A 21,762-nucleotide genomic window follows, 5' to 3' on the forward strand; every position below is an offset into this window, starting at 1 on the left:
AAAAAATATATAAAAACACAAAAAAATAAAAAAGGTACGCAAAAATCTCAAAATCAAAAAAGCTTGATATGCCCTATTTACAAGGGGTTTCAAGCTTTTATTTTCTTTCAACTGTCAAAGACAGGATTATATAACAATACTCTTTACTATACAACTAGAAAAACATAAATACCTTTAATTCCTAACATACAATTTTTTATAAAATATAACACATATATTGTGTAAAATCACAAAAGCATTATATAACAATACTCTTTACTATACAACTAGAAAAACATAAATACCTTTAATTCCTAACATACAATTTTTTATAAAATATAACACATATATTGTGTAAAATCACAAAAGCCACCAGCTAAAAACTGATGGCTTTTTAATAATATATATATCTTTAATTACATCATGCCCATTCCTGGAGCTCCACCGCCCATTGGCATTGCTGGTTCATCTTCTTTAATATCTGCTACAACTGATTCTGTTGTAAGTAATGTTGAAGCTACGGAAGTAGCATTTTGAAGAGCACTTCTAGTTACTTTGGTTGGATCTATAATACCAGTAGATACCATATCAACATACTCTTCAGTAAGAGCATTAAATCCAACATTAACTTCTGATTCTTTTACTTTGTTAACAACTACTGAACCTTCAAGTCCTGCATTTGTAACGATTTGACGAAGTGGAGATTCTAATGCTTTTAAGATGATGTTGATACCTGTTTTTTCATCACCTTCAGCATTATCTGCTAATTTAGCGACTTCTTTAGAAGCATGGATATAAGCTGTTCCACCACCTGCAACAATACCTTCTTCTACTGCTGCTCTTGTAGCTGCTAATGCATCTTCCATTCGAAGTTTCTTCTCTTGCATTTCTGTTTCTGTAGCTGCACCAACTTTAATTACTGCAACTCCACCAGCCATTTTAGCTAATCTTTCTTGTAATTTTTCTCTATCAAAGTCTGAAGTTGTTTCTTCTATTTGAGCTCTGATTTGACTAACTCTAGCATCAATATCTTCTTTTGCACCAGCACCATCAACAATGATAGTATTTTCTTTTTGTACTTTAACTGATTTTGCTTTTCCAAGCATTTCCATTGTAGTTTCTTTTAAGTCAAGACCTACTTCTTCAGAAATTACTGTTCCGCCTGTTAAGATTGCAATATCTTGAAGCATTGCTTTTCTTCTATCACCGAAACCAGGAGCTTTAACAGCTACAACACTGAATGTTCCTCTCAAACGATTAAGAACTAATGTCGCTAAAGCTTCACCTTCAACATCTTCAGCGATTATTAATAATTTTGAACCTGATTGAATGATTTGTTCAAGTATAGGTAATATTTCTTGGATATTACTGATTTTTTTATCTGTAATCAAGATATATGGGTTATCTAGTTCTGCAACCATCTTATCCATATCAGTAGCCATATATGGTGATAAGTAACCTCTATCGAATTGCATACCTTCTACTAATTCAAGTTCAGTATCCATAGTCTTTGATTCTTCAATAGTTATTACACCATCATTTGATACTTTTTCCATTGCGTCTGCAATAAGTGCTCCTACCTCTTCATCACCACCTGAGATAGCTGCAACTTTTGCGATTTGATCTTTACCAGTTAATGCACTGCTCATATCCTTAATAGCATCTACAGTTATTTTTGTAGCTTCTTTCATTCCTCTTCTAAGAATAATTGGATTAGCACCTGCTGCTATGTTTTTAATTCCTTCTTGAATCATTGATTGTGCAAGTACTGTAGCTGTTGTTGTACCGTCTCCTGCAACATCATTAGTTTTAGTTGCAACTTCTTTTACAAGTTGTGCACCCATATTTTCGAATGCATCTTCTAATTCGATTTCTTTTGCAATAGTAACACCATCATTAGTAATAAGTGGTGTACCGAATTTCTTATCTAATACGACATTTCTTCCTTTTGGTCCTAGTGTAACTTTAACTGTATTTGCTAATTGGTTAACTCCTGCTTCTAAAGCAGTTCTTGCTTCTGCACCAAATTTAATTTCTTTAGCCATTATGTAGCCCTCCTTGTTTTCTTATTACTTTTACTCTAATATTGATTATTGCTTAACCATTATTCTACAATTGCTAATATATCACTTTGTTTTACGATAATATATTCATTATCATCTAATTTCACTTCTGTACCAGCATATTTAGAATATATTACCTTATCTCCTGCTTTAACTTCCATTTTCACTTCTTTTCCATCAACCATTCCACCGGGTCCTACGGCTACTACTTCCGCTTGTTGTGGCTTTTCTTTCGCTCCAGTAGGTAATACAATACCTGACTTAGTTACTTGTTCAGCTTCTAATTGTTTAATTACTACTCTGTCTCCTAAAGGTACTAGTTTCATGTTTATTTACCTCCTTATAATTATCTCTTATTATTCTTTTTCTTGTTGTTAGCACTCTCTCTAATCGAGTGCTAATCTCAAGGTATATATTATTAAAATAGGCAATTAATTGCAAATGTTAATTTCAGCCGTTATACTCCATTATCTGCTCATATATCTTTTATGCTTTTATTTGCTCTTGATTTCTTCATTTTGCTCCATTTTTTATTAAAACACAAAATTTGAAATATTATTTTATTGATATATAAGCTTAATATCTTATATTTGAACTAATATATATTTTTACCATATATAACAGATTTATACAAACTAATTTTTATTTTTTTCCAATTTTGAAATCTCTTGCATAATAAAAAAGGTATTGCTGAGCGAAACCAGCTAATGTCCCATAGTGTTCAACTGCAAACTCATGAATAACTTTTATCTTAGTATCATTTTCAAAATAATAATGTTCCATTATTCTTTTAACCCATACATCAGTTGGAAATACCTCATATCTCTTAGCTCCAAAAAGCAATACACAATCAGCAACTTTAGGTCCTACCCCTTTAATTTTCATTAATTCGTTTTTTGCATCAGCAATATTCATATCAGCTAATCTACTAAGATTCACTTCATCATTTATGACTTTTCTACATGCATCAGCAATATATGGTGCTCTAAAGCCTACCTTCAAGTCTCTTAGATCTTGTTCCGTAGCTTGAGATAATTGTTCTATTGTTGGGAAAGAATAAAATTTAATTTCATCTTCCTCACCTATATAAGTTCCATATCGCTTTGATATATCTTCTATAAGTTTTTTAATGTGTGAGATACTTTTATTCTGTGATATAATAAATGAAATCAATGTTTCCCATGTATCTTGTTGTAAAATCCTAATACCATCTTTTTCTGTAACTGCTCTATGTAAATGTTCATCTTTATCACTAAGTATTTTTTTTATAGAAGTATAATCCCTCTCTAGGTCAAAATATTTAATCCATATTGAATTGAAATCTTCTTCATCAATATTATGGAAAACAATTTCATCTTTATCTTGAGTTATTCTCAATATCTTATCATAAGCAACTATTATATAATCTTTATCTGACTTTTTATAGAATCTAAAACATTGCCCACATTCCAGAATATGTTCAATATCAAAATCACACAATCTATTAATTATTATATTATTGCTATCAACCATATATTCCATTGCTTTACCTCCTCAAAATAATCTATCCTAAACTCTATCACTAAACGCATATTTATGCTATACTCAATATATTCCAAATAACTATCGAATTACAATATATTATAAAACGAGTAGGTGAAAAAATGAAAGAAAAAATATATACGATTCCCGTTATAGATTCATTTAAAGAAAGTGGTGAATGCCCTTTTTGTAATATGTACAATACTCTTGAAGAGAATACCATACAATTTGTTCTAGGTCCATCTTATATGGAAACTGATGTAAGAGAACAAACCAACAAACTAGGTTTCTGTAACCATCATCTTCAAAAAATGTATTCTAACAAAAATAGATTAGGTCTTGCATTAATGCTTAACAGTCATCTTGATAAACTTCAAAAAGATATTGACAAACAAATTACTACAGATAATCCAAAATCCATAAAAAAATTATTCTCCAAAAAAGATACTAGCGATCGAGAACTTTATACTTATATAACAGAAAAAAATAATGATTGTTATATTTGTGATAAGATAAAATCAACTTTTGATAAGTATACTGATACCTTTTTTTATCTATGGAAAAAAGATGATTCTTTTATTGATCTAGTAAAGTCTAGTAATGGTTTCTGTCTTAATCATTTTGCTCTGTTATACAATGAAGCACCCAAATATCTTAACGACACGCAACTTAAAACATTTCTTGATCTAATTGTTTCACTCGAAAGAGAAAGCCTCAATCGCATAAAGGAAGAGTTGGACTGGTTCATCAAGAAAAATGACTATAGATTTGCAGAAGAACCTTGGAAAAATTCAAAAGACTCGTTAATCAGAACTATCCTGAAAATAAATAGCTTACGTATTGATTAAATAACAAATGACATCTAACATCTGTTGCAGAATAAAATAAAATCAATCCATTTTATTTTATATTCTGCAATATATATTATGAAATCCTAAAACCCGTAAATACAATACTAATTTTCATTGTTTTTTGCTACCAAAATTCTTTTTTGCTCCTTAACTAGATTTTTGACATTTCTAGCTTTATCTTTTAGTCTTTCATTAGCTGTTCTTGATACAATTACTTCTGACACCCATCTGGTAGACTCATCTAACTTACCTAGTTTTCTAGCTAAATCACCTAATAGATATATTACTGTCATTTCTTGCATTCCACATACTGGGAAATCTTCATTCTGATATGTATTAACAAACCCTTCATACGCTTTTTCAATAAATATCATTTCATTTTCTTTGACTTCATCTAATAATGTGTTAGAAGATGATTTTTTCTGCAAATCTTCTGAATAACATCTATATAACCAAGCTATCTTAAGACATATATAGGCTTTTTCACTAGCCTTAACTTTCTTGACAACAGCATTAAGTAAAGCTAATTTATATCTTTCTATAGCAATTTCATATGTATATTCATCAGGATATTTTCTTCCTCTGTATGAATTTGATATCTGTGATTTAATCCAATCTGCTTGAGTTGCAGTAATTTTCTTAAAGAACTTATTTAGAGCTGCATACCCACAACAATTACATAATACAACATCATAGGCATATGGTGTTATCACATCATATTTAGGTCTCAAATCAGTATCAATAGATATTAATTTCGCCTTTCCTGCTCTAACAGTTCTTGTAATGAATCTTTCACCACAAATAGGGCATAGAACCTTCCTATCATAAAGTAAATCTTTCGCTGAAATTTTCTTAGTTTTATTTGTTATCATTTTCACTCTCTTCTTTTTTTCATCTGCAAATATATCTGTACCTTTAATATTATTAAATCCTAATTTCTCTAGTCCAGAAAATATATCACTCATAAAATGCACCTTTTCTACTGTGGTATATATGAATCTCATTGAGTATCCTTTATGTTTATTATTTAACCCCTATACATACTCCTTCTAGGCATAAGAAAAAAACACATTATAAGATATAGTATTACAAAAAATACCTAATTTTTCCTATTATCTATATATGATATCATAATATGTGAAAATTTCATAGACTTATATTCAATAATTTGATATCATTTTGCAATATTCTCATCAATAGTTCATTAAATATACATATCATATCAATACATACTTAAGGTAAGAAATTATAATACAACCATATAATTAATTTGTATTATAGCATATCTATTCCATTAAGAATATACGATTTTACATTTATATTGCTATTCAAAAACAAACATACTAAGTAAAATTACTATATACGAGATGTCAAAATCTATTAAATATTTTATTTTAAGATACTAAAAAGCTGTTGACAAAACATTAATGCCTTATCAACAGCTTAATCCATTTATTATGTAATCAAAGAGTTGTAATAAATCATAATTTATTATATAACTCTTATATTACAATGATTTAATCATATTTTTATAAAATTATTTATTCTTGAGTTTCAGCTTCATCGTTGTTTTCTGTAGTAGTATCATCTGTAGCAGCTGCATCATCATCAGTAGAATCATCAGTTGCATCTTTACTATCATCTGTTGCATTATCTTGATTATCTGTAGAAGCATCTGCATCAGTTGAATCATCTTTGCTATCTTTATCATCTGTTGCATCTTTATCTGTATCAGTATTATCTGCATCAGTTGCATCTTTATCTGTATCAGCATTATCTACAGTAGCTTTATTGTCAGCATCAGAATCACCTTTATTACCTGATTCAGTACTTTCTACTTTAGCTTTATTATCAGTGTCAGCTTCATCTTTCTTACCACATCCTACAAAAGCTACAGACATTGCCATTATTATTGTTAATATTGCTATCATTTTCTTCATTTTAATTGCCTCCATATTCCTTAATTTGTTTAATAGTCACTATTTGAGTTATTGTTTTTTGTGCAATCATTCCTCCTTTAATATTTGATAGACGTTATTATATACAAAAATCTTATAAAAGTAAAGTTAAAAATTGATTAGAATATTCTACTTAAATTTTAATTTTCACTGTGACCCTGCTATCTATCAATGATTCTAAGACTATTATCTTTCGAAAAATTCAATATATCATATAAAAATAACGTTTCTGTAATATTATTTTGATTTATATATTCATATACATCCAATTTATAAAATCTCAAATCCAAAACATGAATTTCCTCATAATGATTAACTAAAAAAGGTATTAAACAATGAGCATATGAATTCTTGAATATAACCAACTTCTTTCCATTTGATACATCTGATTTTATTGTAACTATAGGATGATTCCCATCTAAAAAATAGGAATATTTATCTTTAGTTTCTAGATGATTCTTTTCATATAGAGAATTCGCCAATATATTTGAATTAATATAGTTAACAGAAACATTCCTTTTCATTTTTGGTTCAAATACTTCAATATAGTCAGGTTCTATACGATAATTATTTGCTTTGGAATATAAAGTCCCATAGAAATCATTTGAAACCACATTAATATCGAATTCATCTATTCCCAATGGTTTTATATCCATAGCGTCAGCTAACTTGACATAAGCATAATAAGCACCTCTCATTGTCCAATGATGATCTGTCCTAAAAAATATATATTCATTACTGCTATTTTTCAAATTATCATAAACATCAATGAAACTAATATTTTGTAGATTCTTCTTCATTCTATCTATTGTTATCAATTCATCATATGGACTTGCAAAGAGTGGAAGCTTATCTTCATTAATTTTAACAGATGTTGGTGGTAACAAAACATAAGTTTTCATGTTTTCTAATCTGCTTTGATAATTATTTATAGCTTTAATATTATTAATAATAATATTATCTTTTGGCATATTGTAATTTTCTAATAAATATTCATTTTCACCAAAAAAGATATCATTATTATCTTGTTTTAACCTGAGCCTTTCTATATCCGATTTCAGGCCAACAAAATAATCTCTAAAAATAAATTGATCAGTTATATAATCTTCAAATTTTTGAGTAAATCTTCCATTCTTAATTGATTTCCATGTTAATTCAGGTTTTTTAGCCAATATTCTGTTTTCTGACTCTGAAAAATGTTTATCCTCCGTTATAATATTCAATAGATTAATTGTTAGTATAAATACTATAAACATCACTATAACAATAATACTTGCTCTTCTATTCATTTGTTCTTGTCTCCTTTAATCTATTAAAATCTAAAATACAAGAATGGATTATAGGTTGAATCAACCAAATAAGCAGTTGATATGAAGAGTATCAAAAATAGTGCTATAGGCATAATTGCTTCTTGTATTTTTGTGCTTTTATTGTTACTGACTTTTGTCTGATACCATTTTTTTATAATAGGTGTTGATAATACGACTAACACAATTAATAAGATTAGATTAGTGTATAAATAATACATAAATTGATTATTTATTAATGGAACATCATTAAATCCAAACATCACTTTCAAATATTCAATAGTCACTTCTAAATCATCGAATGAGAATAAAACCCAACCTACTATTATTAACAATAAAGCGTATAGATGTCTTATGGGTTTCCACAATTTATTAATATATTTTAGCAAAAATGCTTTTTCTATAGCTATTATAAATCCAAAATATAACCCCCATATGACAAAATTCCAACTTGCACCGTGCCAAAGTCCTGTTAAAAACCAAACCACAAAGAGATTCCTATATAATTTGAATCTGCTTCCTCTATTTCCACCTAAAGGGATATATACATAATCTCGAAACCAGCTTCCTAATGATATATGCCATCTTCTCCAAAATTCAGTAATACTAGTTGAAATATATGGATAATTAAAGTTTTCTAGAAAATCAAACCCAAACATCTTACCTAATCCTATCGCCATATCTGAATACCCACTGAAATCAAAATAAATCTGGAACCCAAACGCTATAATTCCAAGCCATGATGTTAATATCGTTAAATCGTTAATATTCGTATTTTGAATTTGTCCCCATAGAAATCCAATATTATTTGCTAATAAGACTTTTTTACCAAGACCAATTATAAATCGTTCTAATCCATGTGCAAACTTATCTACCGTCTCCTTACGATTATTAATCTGATGAGCTATTGTTTGGTATCTAACGATAGGTCCAGCGATCAGCTGTGGAAATAACGTTACATAAGTGGCAAGAGCAATAGGATTTTTCTGTACTGGTGCTTGTTTTCTATAAACATCTATAGTATAGGACATAGTTTGGAAAGTATAAAAAGATATCCCTATTGGAAGAGGCAAATTGAATGTATCTAGGCTAGTTCCCAATACACTATTTATATTAAGTATGATAAAATCAGCATATTTAAAAAATCCAAGTAAACTTAAATTTATTATGACTGATGACAAAACCACTAATTTTGCCTTGATTCCTTGGTCTCTATATTTCTCTATCAACATACCATGAATATAATCTACTATTGAAGAAAATATCATTAATAGAATATAAATAGGTTCACCCCAAGCATAAAAAATCAGACTTACTATTAATAAAATAATATTTCTGATTTTTTTAGGAGCTATAAAATATAATATTAATGTTACAGGTAAAAAAATAAATATAAATACTAAACTGGAAAATACCATATGTCTACTCCTATTATCTAGTAAGGAGGGTATATACTATACCCTCCTTGCCTAATTATTATTTTATCATGTTATCAAATATCTCTTCTATTATTTCTGGATTATCATAAGTTACATATAATAAGTATTTACCACTTGTTTTAATAATATTATTTTTTACTTTTTCATATTGGTCAGGTAAGTATTGTTCCCAAACACCTATCTGGTCTTCTTTAGTTTTTTCTAAAAATTCTTTTAGGTCAGTTACTGCTTCATCATCAACTGCTTTCAATATGATGATTTGATCAGAATTAAGATTGATCATTGGAACTATCATTCTACCTTCTTCAATTTTATCTTTATCAATTTCAAGTGTAACTAGAGCATCTTCTTCTCCTTGTTTCAAATCAGAATATATATATCCAGGCAAAGGGGTTTCGTCTGTAATATCTTCTTCATTTAATCCTTTTTCAACCATATCTTTTACTATTTGATCTTTAATTGATTCTGCGATATCTTCAACTTTAACATCTTTCTCTATTTCCTGATTACCATCCTTGTCTTCATTATCATCTTTATTGCCTGAATCTGGGTTTTCAACATTTGTATTATTATCTTTATCTTCATTATCCTTGCTACACCCTACAAACATTACTGACATTGCCATCATTATAGTTATTATTGCTAATATTCTTTTCATATTCGTCTACCTCCATATTGTAATAGTAAAATAAATTTCAAGTTAATAAATGTCATAAATTATGTCTATTTAATTCCTCCCTTATTAAGTATTCCTCTATTAAACGAAAAAACTATAAAATTTGTTCCATAAAAAATAATAAATATAATTTTAGCTAATAACTTATAGATTAACTCTATACATATAAATAGATTTTTTACATAATCTAATTTCAACTTCTTAGCTTGAGTATCCCTTATGATAAATTTATTAGTGTTCTTTATAAAATAAAAATATACTGTTTCTAGATTATTAATTATGAAAATAATTTTATTTGACTATTAATAATGGAAGTCAAATTAAATACATACAAATATTGGAACTTTTTGAAAATGTTTTTCGTCTAATATAAGTAATTCAACTTCCCCACCTTTAATTTAATATTGGTAAATAAAAAATTATAAATTTGGTTTGCAAGACAAAAATTTAGAAGAAACACCTATATTTTTATTCTGAAAAGCCTTTTAATTAACTTACCAGCATAGAATACTGAAGTGAAAGTTGAATAAATAAAAAATAATACCCAAGGAAGGAAGATATTTATATGATAGTCAAAAAAAGTTGTATTGCTATAGCTTTAGCTGGTGTAATGACATTAGGTACTGGAATTACCTCTCAGGCAATATCAGATACTGATATTATTTGTTATAATAGTGAAGAGATCATGAAGAAACCTGTATCCATAGATACTAATATTGGTGTAGAAGGTCTAGCATACCAGAAAGATGGTTATTTGATGCTACCCCTTAGATTAACATGTGAAAGATTAGGTATGGATGTAAAATGGGTAGGCGAAACACGTTCTGTTGAAATATCAAAAGATAGTATATGGACATCTATTACTTTAGAGAAAGACTCCTATTTCCAAGGAAGAATGGCTCCATTTTCATTAGGCATAGCTCCTGAATTAATTGATGAATCAACATATGTACCCGCTGAATTCTTTAATGAAATATTTGATCAAGACGTTTTTGATATATTTGAGAGAAATAAAGTTGACGGAACTGTAAGTAATATTATAGAAACTAAGAATGGAAAATTAATTAGTGTTGAGTATGATGAAAACAAAATAATATTTATTGTTAACGACAATACAAAAATTGCTGATAAATTCACTAATCAAGAATTAAATGTTGACGACATTGAAGAAGGCGATAGACTAATAGCTATACATGACTCTAAAATGACTATGTCTTTACCTCCTCAAACATATGCCTATAGCATTAATGTTGAAAAAGCAGATACGATAAAAGGAGTAACATCAAATATAACACAAACAAAAAATGGACATATGCTTACTGTTGACTATGATGAAAACAAAACAATTATATTTAACATTAGTGATGAAACGAAAATAACCGATCAAACTACAGGTGAAATCAAAGATATTACTGATATAAAAAATGGAGATGAACTTGTAGTGAAACATAGTAAAATTATGACTAAATCAATACCTCCTCAAACCGTTGCTTATGAAATTCAGATTTGTTCTAATGTAAAAGACAAATAATAGATAACAAATAAAAGGGATTCATATAAAAAATCAATCTATAAAAACTCAGTTAAGATTAGTTTTACTATTCTTAACTGAGTTTTTTGTATGATATAATTTAATTCTATTAAATAATCCTACATATTATTATTTTTGTTATAAAATTATAGAACAAAAGAGGCTATGCCTCGTTCCGCAAAGCGGATTTGTCGTTAGGAAAGTTTCCTTAGCGCATATGAAAACGTTCCTATTTCATATGCTTAAAAAGTAGGACTTTCCTATAAGATAAAAAATAATAAATAAAAAAAGCTGAAGAGCAGACTTGAACTGCCGACTTCTTGCTTACCATGCAAGTACTCTACCTACTGAGTTACTCCAGCACACTGACTAATTTTATAATAATTTTAGGGGTTTGTCAAGCATTATCAAACCCCTTTTTCAACTAAAATAATCTCAACTTTTTTCTTTATTCTCTGTAACGCATTATCAATCGATTTTACAGGTCTATCAAGATTAACTGCTATCTCAACATAACTTTTACCATATATATAACTTTGTAAAACTTCTTTTTCAAGTTTACTTAGTCTTTCTGAAAGTTCATGCTCAATAATACTTAGGTTTTCCTGTCCAATTAATAACTCTTCAGGATTAATAATTTTTCTAGATGGCATTTTATCGATCAAAGTCGTTTTATCATTTTCTTCCTCATAAGATGGTTTATTTAATGAAATATATGAGTTCAAAGGAAGATGTTTTTGTCTTGTAGATGCCTTCACAGCTGATATCATCTGTCTTGTCACACATAAATCAGCAAAAGAATAGAAGGACGCAGTCTTTTCTTCTTTAAAATCGCGAATTGCCTTAAAGAGTCCAATCATACCTTCTTGAATAATATCATCTCTGCTAGCACCTATTAAAAAATAAGATTTTGCTTTCTTTTCAACCAAAATTTTATACTTATTCATTAAGTAATCTAGAGCTTCGTTATCCCCTTCTCTCACTAACTCCACAAGTTGTTCATCTGAATACGTAACATATGAATCGTCGTACCAAGTAGCATAATCCAACTACATCAACCCCTCTATCATTTTCTACGCATCTTTTCCATCCATTCTAAAACTTTAGAGTCTAGGTGACCTTCTAAACGATTATTATCAATCTGTATTTTCTCAATAAAATTCTTTCGAATATCTTTATCCATCATATTTATCTCGTTATGTAATTCTCTAGCTGATATTCTGCTAGCACCTTTTCCTAGGATAATAGTTTGTTCAAGTCCATCTGATGTAGCTACCCTTACTCTGTAATCTCTTCCTATTAGATGAGCGACTTTTTCAATATAATGATCAGCTGTCTCAACTTCTTTTGTAAATACTACATCAATGTTATTATATCTTTCGATACTTCTATTTCCTTTCACTCTATGTGCATCAAATACAACTATTACATTTATTTTTTTATAGCCTTGGTAATTAGACATTATATCTAATAATTTCTTTCTAGCTATTTCTAGACTCTCTTCTTCTAATGCTTTCTTCAGCTTGTCCCAAGCATAAATAATATTGTACCCATCTACTAATAGAAATTCTCGTGTCAAAACTTATCCGCCTTCCAACTTAATTTGAAAGCATATTTAAGTATACTATATAATTTCTAGTTTGTAAATGTTATTACACCAATTTCAATTATGATAATTCACCTATAATCCTTAATATTTAATAATCAAAAGATCATACAGCAATAACTTTAACATGTCTAATATCTGTTAATATACTTATATATTATTTCAATCAAAATCATAGTATACTTTTAATTATATTCTCTCTGTCTTAATGCTTCATAGGTTAAAACTCCTGCAGCAACAGATGCATTCAGTGAAGTTATATCGCCTTTCATTGGTACCTTCACTATGAAATCACATTTGTCTTTCACATTCTTAGATACTCCTTCACCTTCATTACCAATAACTATTGCAAGAGAACCTTTTAAATCAACATCATACATAAGGTCACCTTCCATATCAGCACAAGCTATCCAAAAACCTTCTTTTTTAAGCTCATCAATAGTTCTAGCAACATTAGTTACTCTTGCTACTTTCGTATATTCTATTGCACCAGCTGATGTTTTTGCAACAGTCGAAGTCAAACCTACCGCCCTTCTCTTAGGAATAATTATACCATGAACACCTACAATATTAGCCGTTCTAAGTATAGCTCCTAGATTATGTGGATCTTCAATACTATCAAGAATTATAATAAAAGGAGCTTCTCCTTTATCAGCAGCTATTTGTACTATATCTTTTACATCAACGTAGTTATATGCCGCTGCATAAGCTATGACTCCTTGATGTTTTTTTGTAATGGAAATATCATTTAATTTGTCTTTATTTACAAAATTAACAATAATATTTCTCTTTCTTGCTTCTGCTACGATTTTTTTTAATGGACCGTCATGTTTGCCATCTATAATAAAAACCTTATCTATACTTCTATCAGCTTTTAGCGCTTCTGCTACAGCATTTCTTCCTTCTAATATTAAATCATTATTATCCATAACTATACCTCTCTTGTTATTTTATGAGTTTCATATTTTTTAGCCTTTTAACAATTTTTTCATTGTTAGGGATAAATGCAAAATCTTCCTCTTGCAATGTTCTTGTTACTATTAACATTATTACATATACTATTATACCACATATTATAGATAATAAAGTAGCTATAGTATTGCTATTGACCAATTCAATCATACCATTATATATCAACCAAACGCTTAATCCCATAATGCCAGTTGAAATTAAAGGTTTTATAATTATTTTTATCACATTAAGCTTTAATTTGGTTTCTTTTTTTATCATCAGATAGTTCAATAAGACATAAATAATATAATAACATATTGAACCAATAATAGCACCTTTTAATTGTAATTCGCTTGCAACTAAAACATAATTCATTATAACTTTTATGACTATACTTACTGCAAGAGATATTAATGGAAAATAATATTTACCCATTCCTTGTAATATACCTGCTAATGCCTGTCCTAGTATTATAAATATCAAACAGATACTATATAGCCTCAAGTACTCATACCCAGCAGATGTAGGATATAATAATTCCATTATAGGCTTTGCCAGCAAAAATAAGCCAATAGCTGCAGGTAAAGCAAGTAAAAGTGCAAATCTTATCGCCAATTTTATTTTAGCTACTAAATCCTCTAAGTTTTTCTTAGTTACAGCAATAGATACAGCTGGAACTATGCTAATCATAAGTGCAAGACTTATAGTAAGAGGAACATTGATTATAGTAAATGCGTTACCCATTTGTCCATACATATCAACTGCCTGCAATTTATCTATTGATATCGCTCCAAGTCGCTTATAGATAGTACTAGAATCTATAAGATTCATTATAGAATATGCAGCAGAGACAATTGTTATGGGTATTGCTATAACTATAAGTTTTTTAGCTACTGCATTAAAAGCAATATGCCTTTTATGAGATGAAAAATCTATTTTTTCATTTATTCTATATCTACGTCTCAAATAGTACAATATTATAAATACTGTAGAGACCAAAAATCCCAATGAAGTACCTAGTGCTGCTCCACCTACTGACATAGTGATACTATAATTCATATTTATTAGAAAATATGTAATCCCTATACCTAAAATTACTTTAGTGATGTTTTCAATAATTTGAGTCAATGCCGTAGGAACCATTATCTGCATTCCTTGAAAGTAGCCTTTAAAAGCTCCTGTAATAGAAATAAAAATAGGAGATACAGCTAGTCCATAAATAACGTATCTAACTTCATTTGGCCAATCTCCAAGCTTAATGATTTGGTCAACGCCCAGTACCATTATTAATGAAATAAATGCTCCAAATATGCTAATCAGAATTAAGGAATATTTATAAATATAGTGAGCATTATAATAATCTTCCTCTGCTATTTTTTCTGATGTCAATTTTGATAGAGCATTAGGTATTCCTACTAAAGATGCAGAAACCAGTATTGAATAAAGGGGATACACAGTGGTGTAATATCCAATACCTTCAGTACCAACCAAGTATGCCAAAGGTATTCTATATAATGCACTGAATATTTTTGCTATCAAACCTGCAATTGAAAGAATCATTGCCCCTTTTACAAATGTTTTTGTTTGCGTAGTCATTATTCTACTCCTCTAACAATTAATTCAATGATTCTTTTAAATCTATTCTTCAAGTATAAAAAACCTATTAAAGCTTCTAGTCCAGTAGCAACTCTATAATCAATCAAAGCTGCATGTTTTGGTACTGTTGATGACTTAGCGTTTCTTCCTCTTTTGAATATGACTAATTCTTCATCGGTCAATATATCTTCAATTCTTCTAAACATCTTAGCTTGTGCAGATGCCTTAACATAACTGCTAGTCTTTTTATGCAGTTTGTTAACTGGTGCATTTCCTTCTGCTATAACTTTTGACTTGATAACCAAATCATATACACTATCTCCAATATATGCAAGAACTAAAGGTGAATACTGCTTAGGATCTACGTCTTTTATTTCTAGACTATCTTTAAAATAGTCAATAAACTCTTGCATTCATTCCATTCCTTTCTCATAAGTATCTATTATCCTCTATGCCAACGTACACCTTCACGTGTATCTTCAAGGATAATACCTTTTTCTTTTAACTCATCTCTTATTTCGTCAGCTAATGCAAAATCTCTGTCTTTACGAGCTTGCTGTCTTTTTTCAATTAATTTATTTACATCTTCGTCAAGAAGACCTTCTTTTTTCTTACTCTCTATTCCTAGTATACCACATAGTTCGTCTATTAGTATAATAATATTATTAATAAACTCTTTTGAAGAATCAGAGTCAGTATTCTTATTAGCGAATTTAACTAATTCAAATATTACAGATATAGCATCTGCAGTATTAAAATCGTCTTCCATAGCAGATTCGAATTTATGTTTATATTTCTCTAGTTCTTTATCATTAACAAATACAATTTCTTTTTCAGTATAGTCATTCATTTTAGCATCTTCATATAAATAATTTAGATTTTTTCTACCTGTTTGAATCCTTTCCAATCCATTAGCTGCTGCTCTAATAAGCTCTCGGCTAAAATTAATTGGACTTCTATAGTGAGCATTTAACATAAAAAATCTTACAATATCATATGAAAATTCATCTACTATTTCCCTTACTGTAAAGAAATTACCCAAGGATTTTGACATCTTCTTATTATCAACATTAATAAAACCATTATGCATCCAATATTTAGAGAACTGTTTACCATTAGCAGCCTCACTTTGTGCTATTTCATTTTCATGATGTGGGAATATAAGATCTTCACCACCAGCATGAATATCTATGCTATCTCCAAGATGTTTTTTAGCCATTACAGAACACTCTATATGCCACCCTGGTCTACCTTCACCCCAAGGTGACTTCCAAGCAGGTTCTCCTTCTTTCTTAGGTTTCCATAATACAAAGTCCATTGGATTTCTTTTTTCTGTATCTACAGCAATTCTAGCTCCTGCCTCTAGATCTTCTTGATTTTTATTAGATAATTTCCCATATGACTCGAATTTTTTGGTTTCAAAATATACACTGCCATTAACTTCATATGCATAACCTTTTTCTATTAGAGTCTTAATCATTTCAATCATACCACCTATCTCTTCTGTTGCTTTTGGATACATGGTAGCAGGTTTAACATCTAATCCCTTTGAATCCACTAGAAATTCTTTCATATATTTACTGGATATTTCTTTAAAATCTACTCCCTCTTCATTAGCTTTTTTTATAATCTTATCATCTACATCTGTAAAGTTGGTAACATATTTAACATCATAGTTTTTGTATTCAAAGTATTTTCTTACAGTATCAAATACAATTAATGGTCTTGCATTACCTATATGAATATAATTGTAAACTGTTGGACCGCAGACATACATCTTTATTTTTCCTTCTTCAATAGGTGTAAATGTCTCTTTTTTATTTGTTAAAGTATTATAGATTTTCATTTTATCTTATCCTTCCTCTTTTTTATAGATTATCTACTAATCTTCTCATGCAAAAATAATTTAAAATAATCTTCAGGTGGTATTGATGCCACCTTTTGCTCTAATTTTTCTATTCTAGTAAGTAATTTGCACATCTCCATTCTTACTGGATCTGGTAGATGAGTCTGGTCTAGTGTCTCACACGGTGATACCTTTTCATTATTCCTGCGAACAACTCTAGCAGGTATACCTACTACTGTACAATTAGGAGGTACTTCATTTAGCACTACTGACCCTGCTCCAATTCTACAGTTATCACCAATTTTAAATGAACCGAGTACTTTTGCTCCAGCACTAATCATAACATTATTTCCAATAGTTGGATGTCTTTTCCCATGTTCTTTTCCAGTTCCACCTAAAGTTACTCCTTGATAAATAGTTACATCATCACCAATTTCACATGTTTCCCCTATAACTACACCATGACCGTGGTCAATAAATAGATTTTTCCCTATAGTAGCACCTGGATGAATTTCTATGCCTGTTTTTTTGGCTGCTCTTTGGGATACCCATCTAGCCCAAAAGTAATGTTTTCTTTTAAATAATGCGTTAGCTATTCTATAACTCATTATAGCTTTAAAGCTGCCATAAAGGAAGACTTCTGATGTGGATTTTATAGCTGGGTCTCTATCTTTAATTACTTTTATCTCTTCTTTTATGAACTTTATTAATCCCATAGTATCACACTCCTTGTTGTTCAATTTAAGTCAATTAAAATTAAATAATAAAAAACTCCATCTCTTATAAATAAGAGACGAAGTTATTCCGCGGTTCCACTCTTCTTGAATAATTATAATTATTCCAACTTCTTATCTGTATAACGGTCAGCTCCGTAACTAGCTACTATTATTTCACTAGATAAGCTCAAGGATGCACTTCATCTAATTTCACTTAAGGAATGCTTTCAGCCGGTGACACTCCATCTCTTATAAGATCATCTAAAATTACTCTTCCTATCAAAGCTTTTGATTATATTAGTTTTTCATATAGGTTGTCTATTAATATTAATATATTTTATTATATGTCATTTTTTAAAATTTGTTAACTTAATAATATATTACCTTAATTAATTAGTCAAGAACATTTTAATATATTACTTTTTCTTAGTTAACGAACAAAAAAGGCTATGACTCGTCCTGCAAAGCGGATTTGTCGTTAGGAAAGTTTTCTTAGCTCATCTGAAAATGCTTTTGTTTCAACGTATTTTAATTCAATACTCTGTTTTATTTAACTTCTTTAAATCTCGATATATCTGTTCATTATCTACTCTCCATTCTTCAATAGTTTCTACACTATGCAATTTATGAGTAGCTGGAACAGTTTGAATGATTTGTTGTAATAAGGTTTCAATTTCCTCTTTGCTAAATATAGAGGTTTCTTTATCTAATTCATCTAATAAATCTGATACAACAAATACACCCAACTCAGTAATTTTTTGTTTTTTGTTCTCATTTGATATTTTATTAGAATTCATGAGATATTCAAATTCATCCGAACTATTATTTACTTTTCTTTCATAACATAGCCTGAATTCTAATGCATTTGACCAACCATAATCTACATCATAAATATATTCTTGATTAGTAATCTCTTCAATTGCCATCGCTAATATATATTCATAAAGTCCAGCATCTGGTCTTTTATACAATATATCATACATAGGTTTAACAGCTTCAATACCCATATTTACTAATTCGTCATAAGATGTAATTTCTTCTACAATTGCATATGGGCTTGAACTCATAGCTATTATAGGGTTACTTTTTTTCAATTCTTCAAGCTCATCCATAATGGTATTTAATTTTTCATCAACATCATCTGTAGTTTGTGCATATACCTTTGTAGAATCAAAAAATGTTTTTTTATTATCTGTATTATCAATTCTGATACCTAGAAAGCACAATACCATAAGGGATAATGTAATAGATATTCCAATAATTAATTTTTTATGATTCTTCATTATATTTCCTCCTAATATATTTTGTTGTGATGATTTAATTATACCACAAGTAAGCTCATTTTGTGACTTGCCTTTTTCATTTTTTAGTATAAAAAAAGGGTATCTTACCCTAGATTTTCATCTATTTGGTGAGACACCCCTTTTCTATTGCTATATTTATTGTAAATCTCTTGTATTGTAAGATACAAATGTATCAAGTGCCTTCACTGATGATCTTATATCACTATAGACCGCAATTTTGCCTTCTTCCATGATTGAAATGAACTCTCTATAGAATTTACCAGCATTGACAGATACTGTAATTGGTTTGTTATATTTTTTGACCAGCCTTACAAGTGTATTAGCTAAACTGTCATCTTCATAACATGCATTAGGTAAAGCTCGTAAATCATTAGCATGAGGAACAATGCTAACGAACAAAGCATCAACAGCATCATCCTGTATGATAGTTTCTATGTATTTAGCATATAAAACATCTTCTGTCATAGGTGTTACATCAATGATTGATGATGATGTATCAATAAGTCCATGATAATTAAGCTGTTCTAATTTTTCTTTTGTTTCATCACTGAGAGTAGCTAATTCTAGATTTCCTAATTCGTCAGCTGCAATTGTTGCCTCAAATCCTGCATTAACGACACCAGCTACTTTTCTACCATTCACTTTTTTATCTGCTAACAATGAAAATGCCTTTATACAATCATAATAAGTCTTTATATCATCAATTAGAATAACTCCCGCTTGTTCACATACAGCTTTAAACACGTCATAATCACCAGACATAGCCGCTGTATGAGATGCTGCTGCTTTTGCTCCTGCATCAGTTTTACCTGACTTATAAATAATTATTGGTTTATCAATATCTTTAGCCAATTCATAGAATTTTCTTCCTTCACCTTCGTCAAATCCTTCAACATAAAGTGCTATATTACTGATATCATCTTTTGGAGCAAAATATTTAATCAAATCAACTATCTTGACATCATACTTATTACCAAAGCTAACTACTGATTTAAATATTTTCAGATGGCTAAATTTATCAATTAATGTAAGAGCCATTCCACCACTTTGAGTTAAAAATACAGTGTTACTATCTTCACAGGTATTCAGTTCTAACCTTTCTTCGTCAATAAATAATGTATTTACTCCTTGATTAACCTCATCATTTCCATAAAAAACACCCATACAGTTAGGACCAATTATCCTAATATCTTCTGGTAATACCTTTGATAGATTTTCTTTGAATTCAGCATACTTCATGTCTGAAGGAATACCAGGTATCAATACTACTGATTTAGGAATATTGGTTTTCATATCTTCAAAGAATGAAAAAACATATTTTGCTTTCGCAACATAAACAGCTAATTCAGTATGTACAGGTATTTCATCTATACTTTTATATAATACGTATTCTTTATCTCCTATTACTGTTTTTCCACCTTTGTTATTTACAAAATATATATCTTCTCTACCCAAGTCATGCAATAACTTGGCTATTTCTCTACCCATACTATGCTTATCTGGATTAGCTGATACACCTATAACAGCTATTCCTTTAGGATTAAAGAAAGGTTCAATATTGGTAACATTAGCTTCTTTCATTGTTTCTTTCATTGCATCAGCTTTTTCGAATTGTGCAAATCCATCTACTGCAATGAATCTATTATCTTTTGTTATAACAAAAGGATTAATATCAAGAGCTTTAATAATATATTTAGGCTTTTCTTTGCACGCATAAGAATAATGGAAAGCAAACGAACTGATAAGACTTGCAGCCTTTGCCATTAATCCAAGATATTCTTCATGACCGATTTCTTTGAACTTGTGACATATATTAAGGTCATTTACTAATTCCAATGCCTTCTTATAACTGAAAGGAGGAAGAAATAGATTAGCAGGATCATAATATTTAGCGAAGAATTCTGCATCATCTCCACCTTTAGTAAATGTTATTACTGGTCCGAATGAAGAATCATCTTTACCACCAATCAATACTTCATAACCGATGCTCTGGGTATGAGGAACAAATTCCACAATAAGAAATCCTTCTATTTTGGGTTTATCTTCATCAAAATGGGATAGAACTTCTTTTTTCATTTTATCTAGTACATATCCTACATATAGAGTCTCTTGATTTTTTACTACTTTTACTCCACCTAATTTTTGTTTATGAGAAATATCTGATGAAACTATTTTAACAACAATATCATGACCGAATTTCTCTAGCATTTTTTCTGTTAATTCATTCGAGTCTTTAACAAATACAAATTTTGGAACATCCAAACCTATACTTTTCAATAACATATATACTTCATGTTCATATAGAGTTTTACGACCGTTTTCATAAGCATTATCAAGTATATCATTAATTATACTTATAGATCCTATTGAAATATTCATTTTACCACCCCGCATTATTATTTATGAGGTTGTCTTAAA

Annotated in this window: 19 protein-coding genes, 1 tRNA gene and 1 other annotated feature; of the genes, 2 read left to right on the plus strand and 18 right to left on the minus strand. The window is 29.3% G+C overall.

Going from position 1 to position 21,762, the window contains the following annotated elements; all coding sequences use genetic code 11:
* Positions 1-395: 395 nt before the first annotated feature.
* From groL to QMG30_RS23370, 3 genes are all read right to left on the minus strand, one after another.
* Entirely contained in the window at positions 396-2,024 is a 1,629-nt protein-coding gene (gene groL / locus QMG30_RS23360) for a chaperonin GroEL (protein ID WP_281819546.1), read from the minus strand.
* A gap of 59 nt (positions 2,025-2,083) precedes the next feature.
* Positions 2,084-2,368 (minus strand): co-chaperone GroES, encoded by a 285-nt coding sequence (gene groES, locus QMG30_RS23365; protein ID WP_281819548.1) that lies wholly within the window; start codon positions 2,366-2,368, stop codon positions 2,084-2,086.
* Positions 2,369-2,684: 316 nt separating this feature from the next.
* A complete protein-coding gene (locus QMG30_RS23370; RefSeq protein WP_281819549.1) occupies positions 2,685-3,563 on the minus strand; it encodes a DNA-3-methyladenine glycosylase family protein in 879 nt (292 codons plus the stop codon).
* 122 nt (positions 3,564-3,685) lie between these two features.
* Between QMG30_RS23370 and QMG30_RS23375 the strand changes: the two genes are divergently transcribed.
* Positions 3,686-4,411 (plus strand): DUF6062 family protein, encoded by a 726-nt coding sequence (locus QMG30_RS23375; RefSeq protein ID WP_281819551.1) that lies wholly within the window; start codon positions 3,686-3,688, stop codon positions 4,409-4,411.
* 107 nt (positions 4,412-4,518) lie between these two features.
* On the opposite strand, the gene QMG30_RS23380 is transcribed toward QMG30_RS23375, so the two are convergent.
* The 5 genes from QMG30_RS23380 to QMG30_RS23400 all read right to left on the minus strand — a co-directional run bounded on the left by QMG30_RS23380 (position 4,519) and on the right by QMG30_RS23400 (position 9,776).
* Complete coding sequence (locus tag QMG30_RS23380) at positions 4,519-5,379, minus strand: DUF2225 domain-containing protein (protein WP_281819552.1); 861 nt, start codon at positions 5,377-5,379, stop codon at positions 4,519-4,521.
* A 576-nt stretch (positions 5,380-5,955) separates the two neighbouring features.
* A complete protein-coding gene (locus QMG30_RS23385; RefSeq protein ID WP_281819553.1) occupies positions 5,956-6,354 on the minus strand; it encodes a hypothetical protein in 399 nt (132 codons plus the stop codon).
* 179 nt (positions 6,355-6,533) lie between these two features.
* Positions 6,534-7,661, minus strand: coding sequence for a DHHW family protein (locus QMG30_RS23390; RefSeq protein ID WP_281819554.1), 1,128 nt, complete (start codon positions 7,659-7,661; stop codon positions 6,534-6,536).
* Between the two features lie 23 nt (positions 7,662-7,684).
* Positions 7,685-9,097, minus strand: coding sequence for an MBOAT family O-acyltransferase (locus QMG30_RS23395; RefSeq protein WP_281819555.1), 1,413 nt, complete (start codon positions 9,095-9,097; stop codon positions 7,685-7,687).
* Positions 9,098-9,155: 58 nt separating this feature from the next.
* Complete coding sequence (locus tag QMG30_RS23400; RefSeq protein ID WP_281819556.1) at positions 9,156-9,776, minus strand: DUF4358 domain-containing protein; 621 nt, start codon at positions 9,774-9,776, stop codon at positions 9,156-9,158.
* A 583-nt stretch (positions 9,777-10,359) separates the two neighbouring features.
* Between QMG30_RS23400 and QMG30_RS23405 the strand changes: the two genes are divergently transcribed.
* On the plus strand, positions 10,360-11,325 hold the full coding sequence (locus QMG30_RS23405; RefSeq protein WP_281819558.1) for a copper amine oxidase N-terminal domain-containing protein: 966 nt from the start codon (positions 10,360-10,362) through the stop codon (positions 11,323-11,325).
* Between the two features lie 289 nt (positions 11,326-11,614).
* On the opposite strand, the gene QMG30_RS23410 is transcribed toward QMG30_RS23405, so the two are convergent.
* The 10 genes from QMG30_RS23410 to QMG30_RS23455 all read right to left on the minus strand — a co-directional run bounded on the left by QMG30_RS23410 (position 11,615) and on the right by QMG30_RS23455 (position 21,723).
* A tRNA-Thr gene (locus QMG30_RS23410) sits at positions 11,615-11,687 on the minus strand.
* A gap of 45 nt (positions 11,688-11,732) precedes the next feature.
* On the minus strand, positions 11,733-12,374 hold the full coding sequence (sigH, locus tag QMG30_RS23415) for an RNA polymerase sporulation sigma factor SigH (protein WP_281819560.1): 642 nt from the start codon (positions 12,372-12,374) through the stop codon (positions 11,733-11,735).
* Between the two features lie 17 nt (positions 12,375-12,391).
* Positions 12,392-12,904, minus strand: a complete 513-nt coding sequence (locus QMG30_RS23420) for an NYN domain-containing protein (protein ID WP_281819562.1) — start codon at positions 12,902-12,904, stop codon at positions 12,392-12,394.
* Positions 12,905-13,116: 212 nt separating this feature from the next.
* The gene (gene rlmB, locus QMG30_RS23425) at positions 13,117-13,860 is read right to left on the minus strand and encodes a 23S rRNA (guanosine(2251)-2'-O)-methyltransferase RlmB (protein WP_281819564.1); all 744 of its coding nucleotides are present in this window, start codon (positions 13,858-13,860) and stop codon (positions 13,117-13,119) included.
* Positions 13,861-13,876: 16 nt separating this feature from the next.
* A complete protein-coding gene (locus QMG30_RS23430) occupies positions 13,877-15,478 on the minus strand; it encodes a putative polysaccharide biosynthesis protein (RefSeq protein ID WP_281819565.1) in 1,602 nt (533 codons plus the stop codon).
* Positions 15,478-15,891, minus strand: coding sequence for a Mini-ribonuclease 3 (locus tag QMG30_RS23435; protein WP_281819567.1), 414 nt, complete (start codon positions 15,889-15,891; stop codon positions 15,478-15,480). Before QMG30_RS23435 ends, QMG30_RS23430 begins: the two co-directional genes overlap by 1 nt.
* Positions 15,892-15,920: 29 nt before the next feature.
* Positions 15,921-17,324 (minus strand): cysteine--tRNA ligase, encoded by a 1,404-nt coding sequence (gene cysS, locus QMG30_RS23440; protein WP_281819568.1) that lies wholly within the window; start codon positions 17,322-17,324, stop codon positions 15,921-15,923.
* A gap of 29 nt (positions 17,325-17,353) precedes the next feature.
* A complete protein-coding gene (gene epsC, locus QMG30_RS23445; protein ID WP_281819570.1) occupies positions 17,354-18,040 on the minus strand; it encodes a serine O-acetyltransferase EpsC in 687 nt (228 codons plus the stop codon).
* Between the two features lie 70 nt (positions 18,041-18,110).
* Positions 18,111-18,332 (minus strand) — a binding site (T-box leader).
* Positions 18,333-18,573: 241 nt separating this feature from the next.
* Positions 18,574-19,323, minus strand: coding sequence for a hypothetical protein (locus tag QMG30_RS23450; RefSeq protein WP_281819572.1), 750 nt, complete (start codon positions 19,321-19,323; stop codon positions 18,574-18,576).
* 156 nt (positions 19,324-19,479) lie between these two features.
* A complete protein-coding gene (locus QMG30_RS23455) occupies positions 19,480-21,723 on the minus strand; it encodes an acetate--CoA ligase family protein (protein ID WP_281819573.1) in 2,244 nt (747 codons plus the stop codon).
* Positions 21,724-21,762 lie beyond the last annotated feature (39 nt).

The organism is Vallitalea longa (assembly GCF_027923465.1).
Classification (GTDB): domain Bacteria; phylum Bacillota; class Clostridia; order Lachnospirales; family Vallitaleaceae; genus Vallitalea; species Vallitalea longa.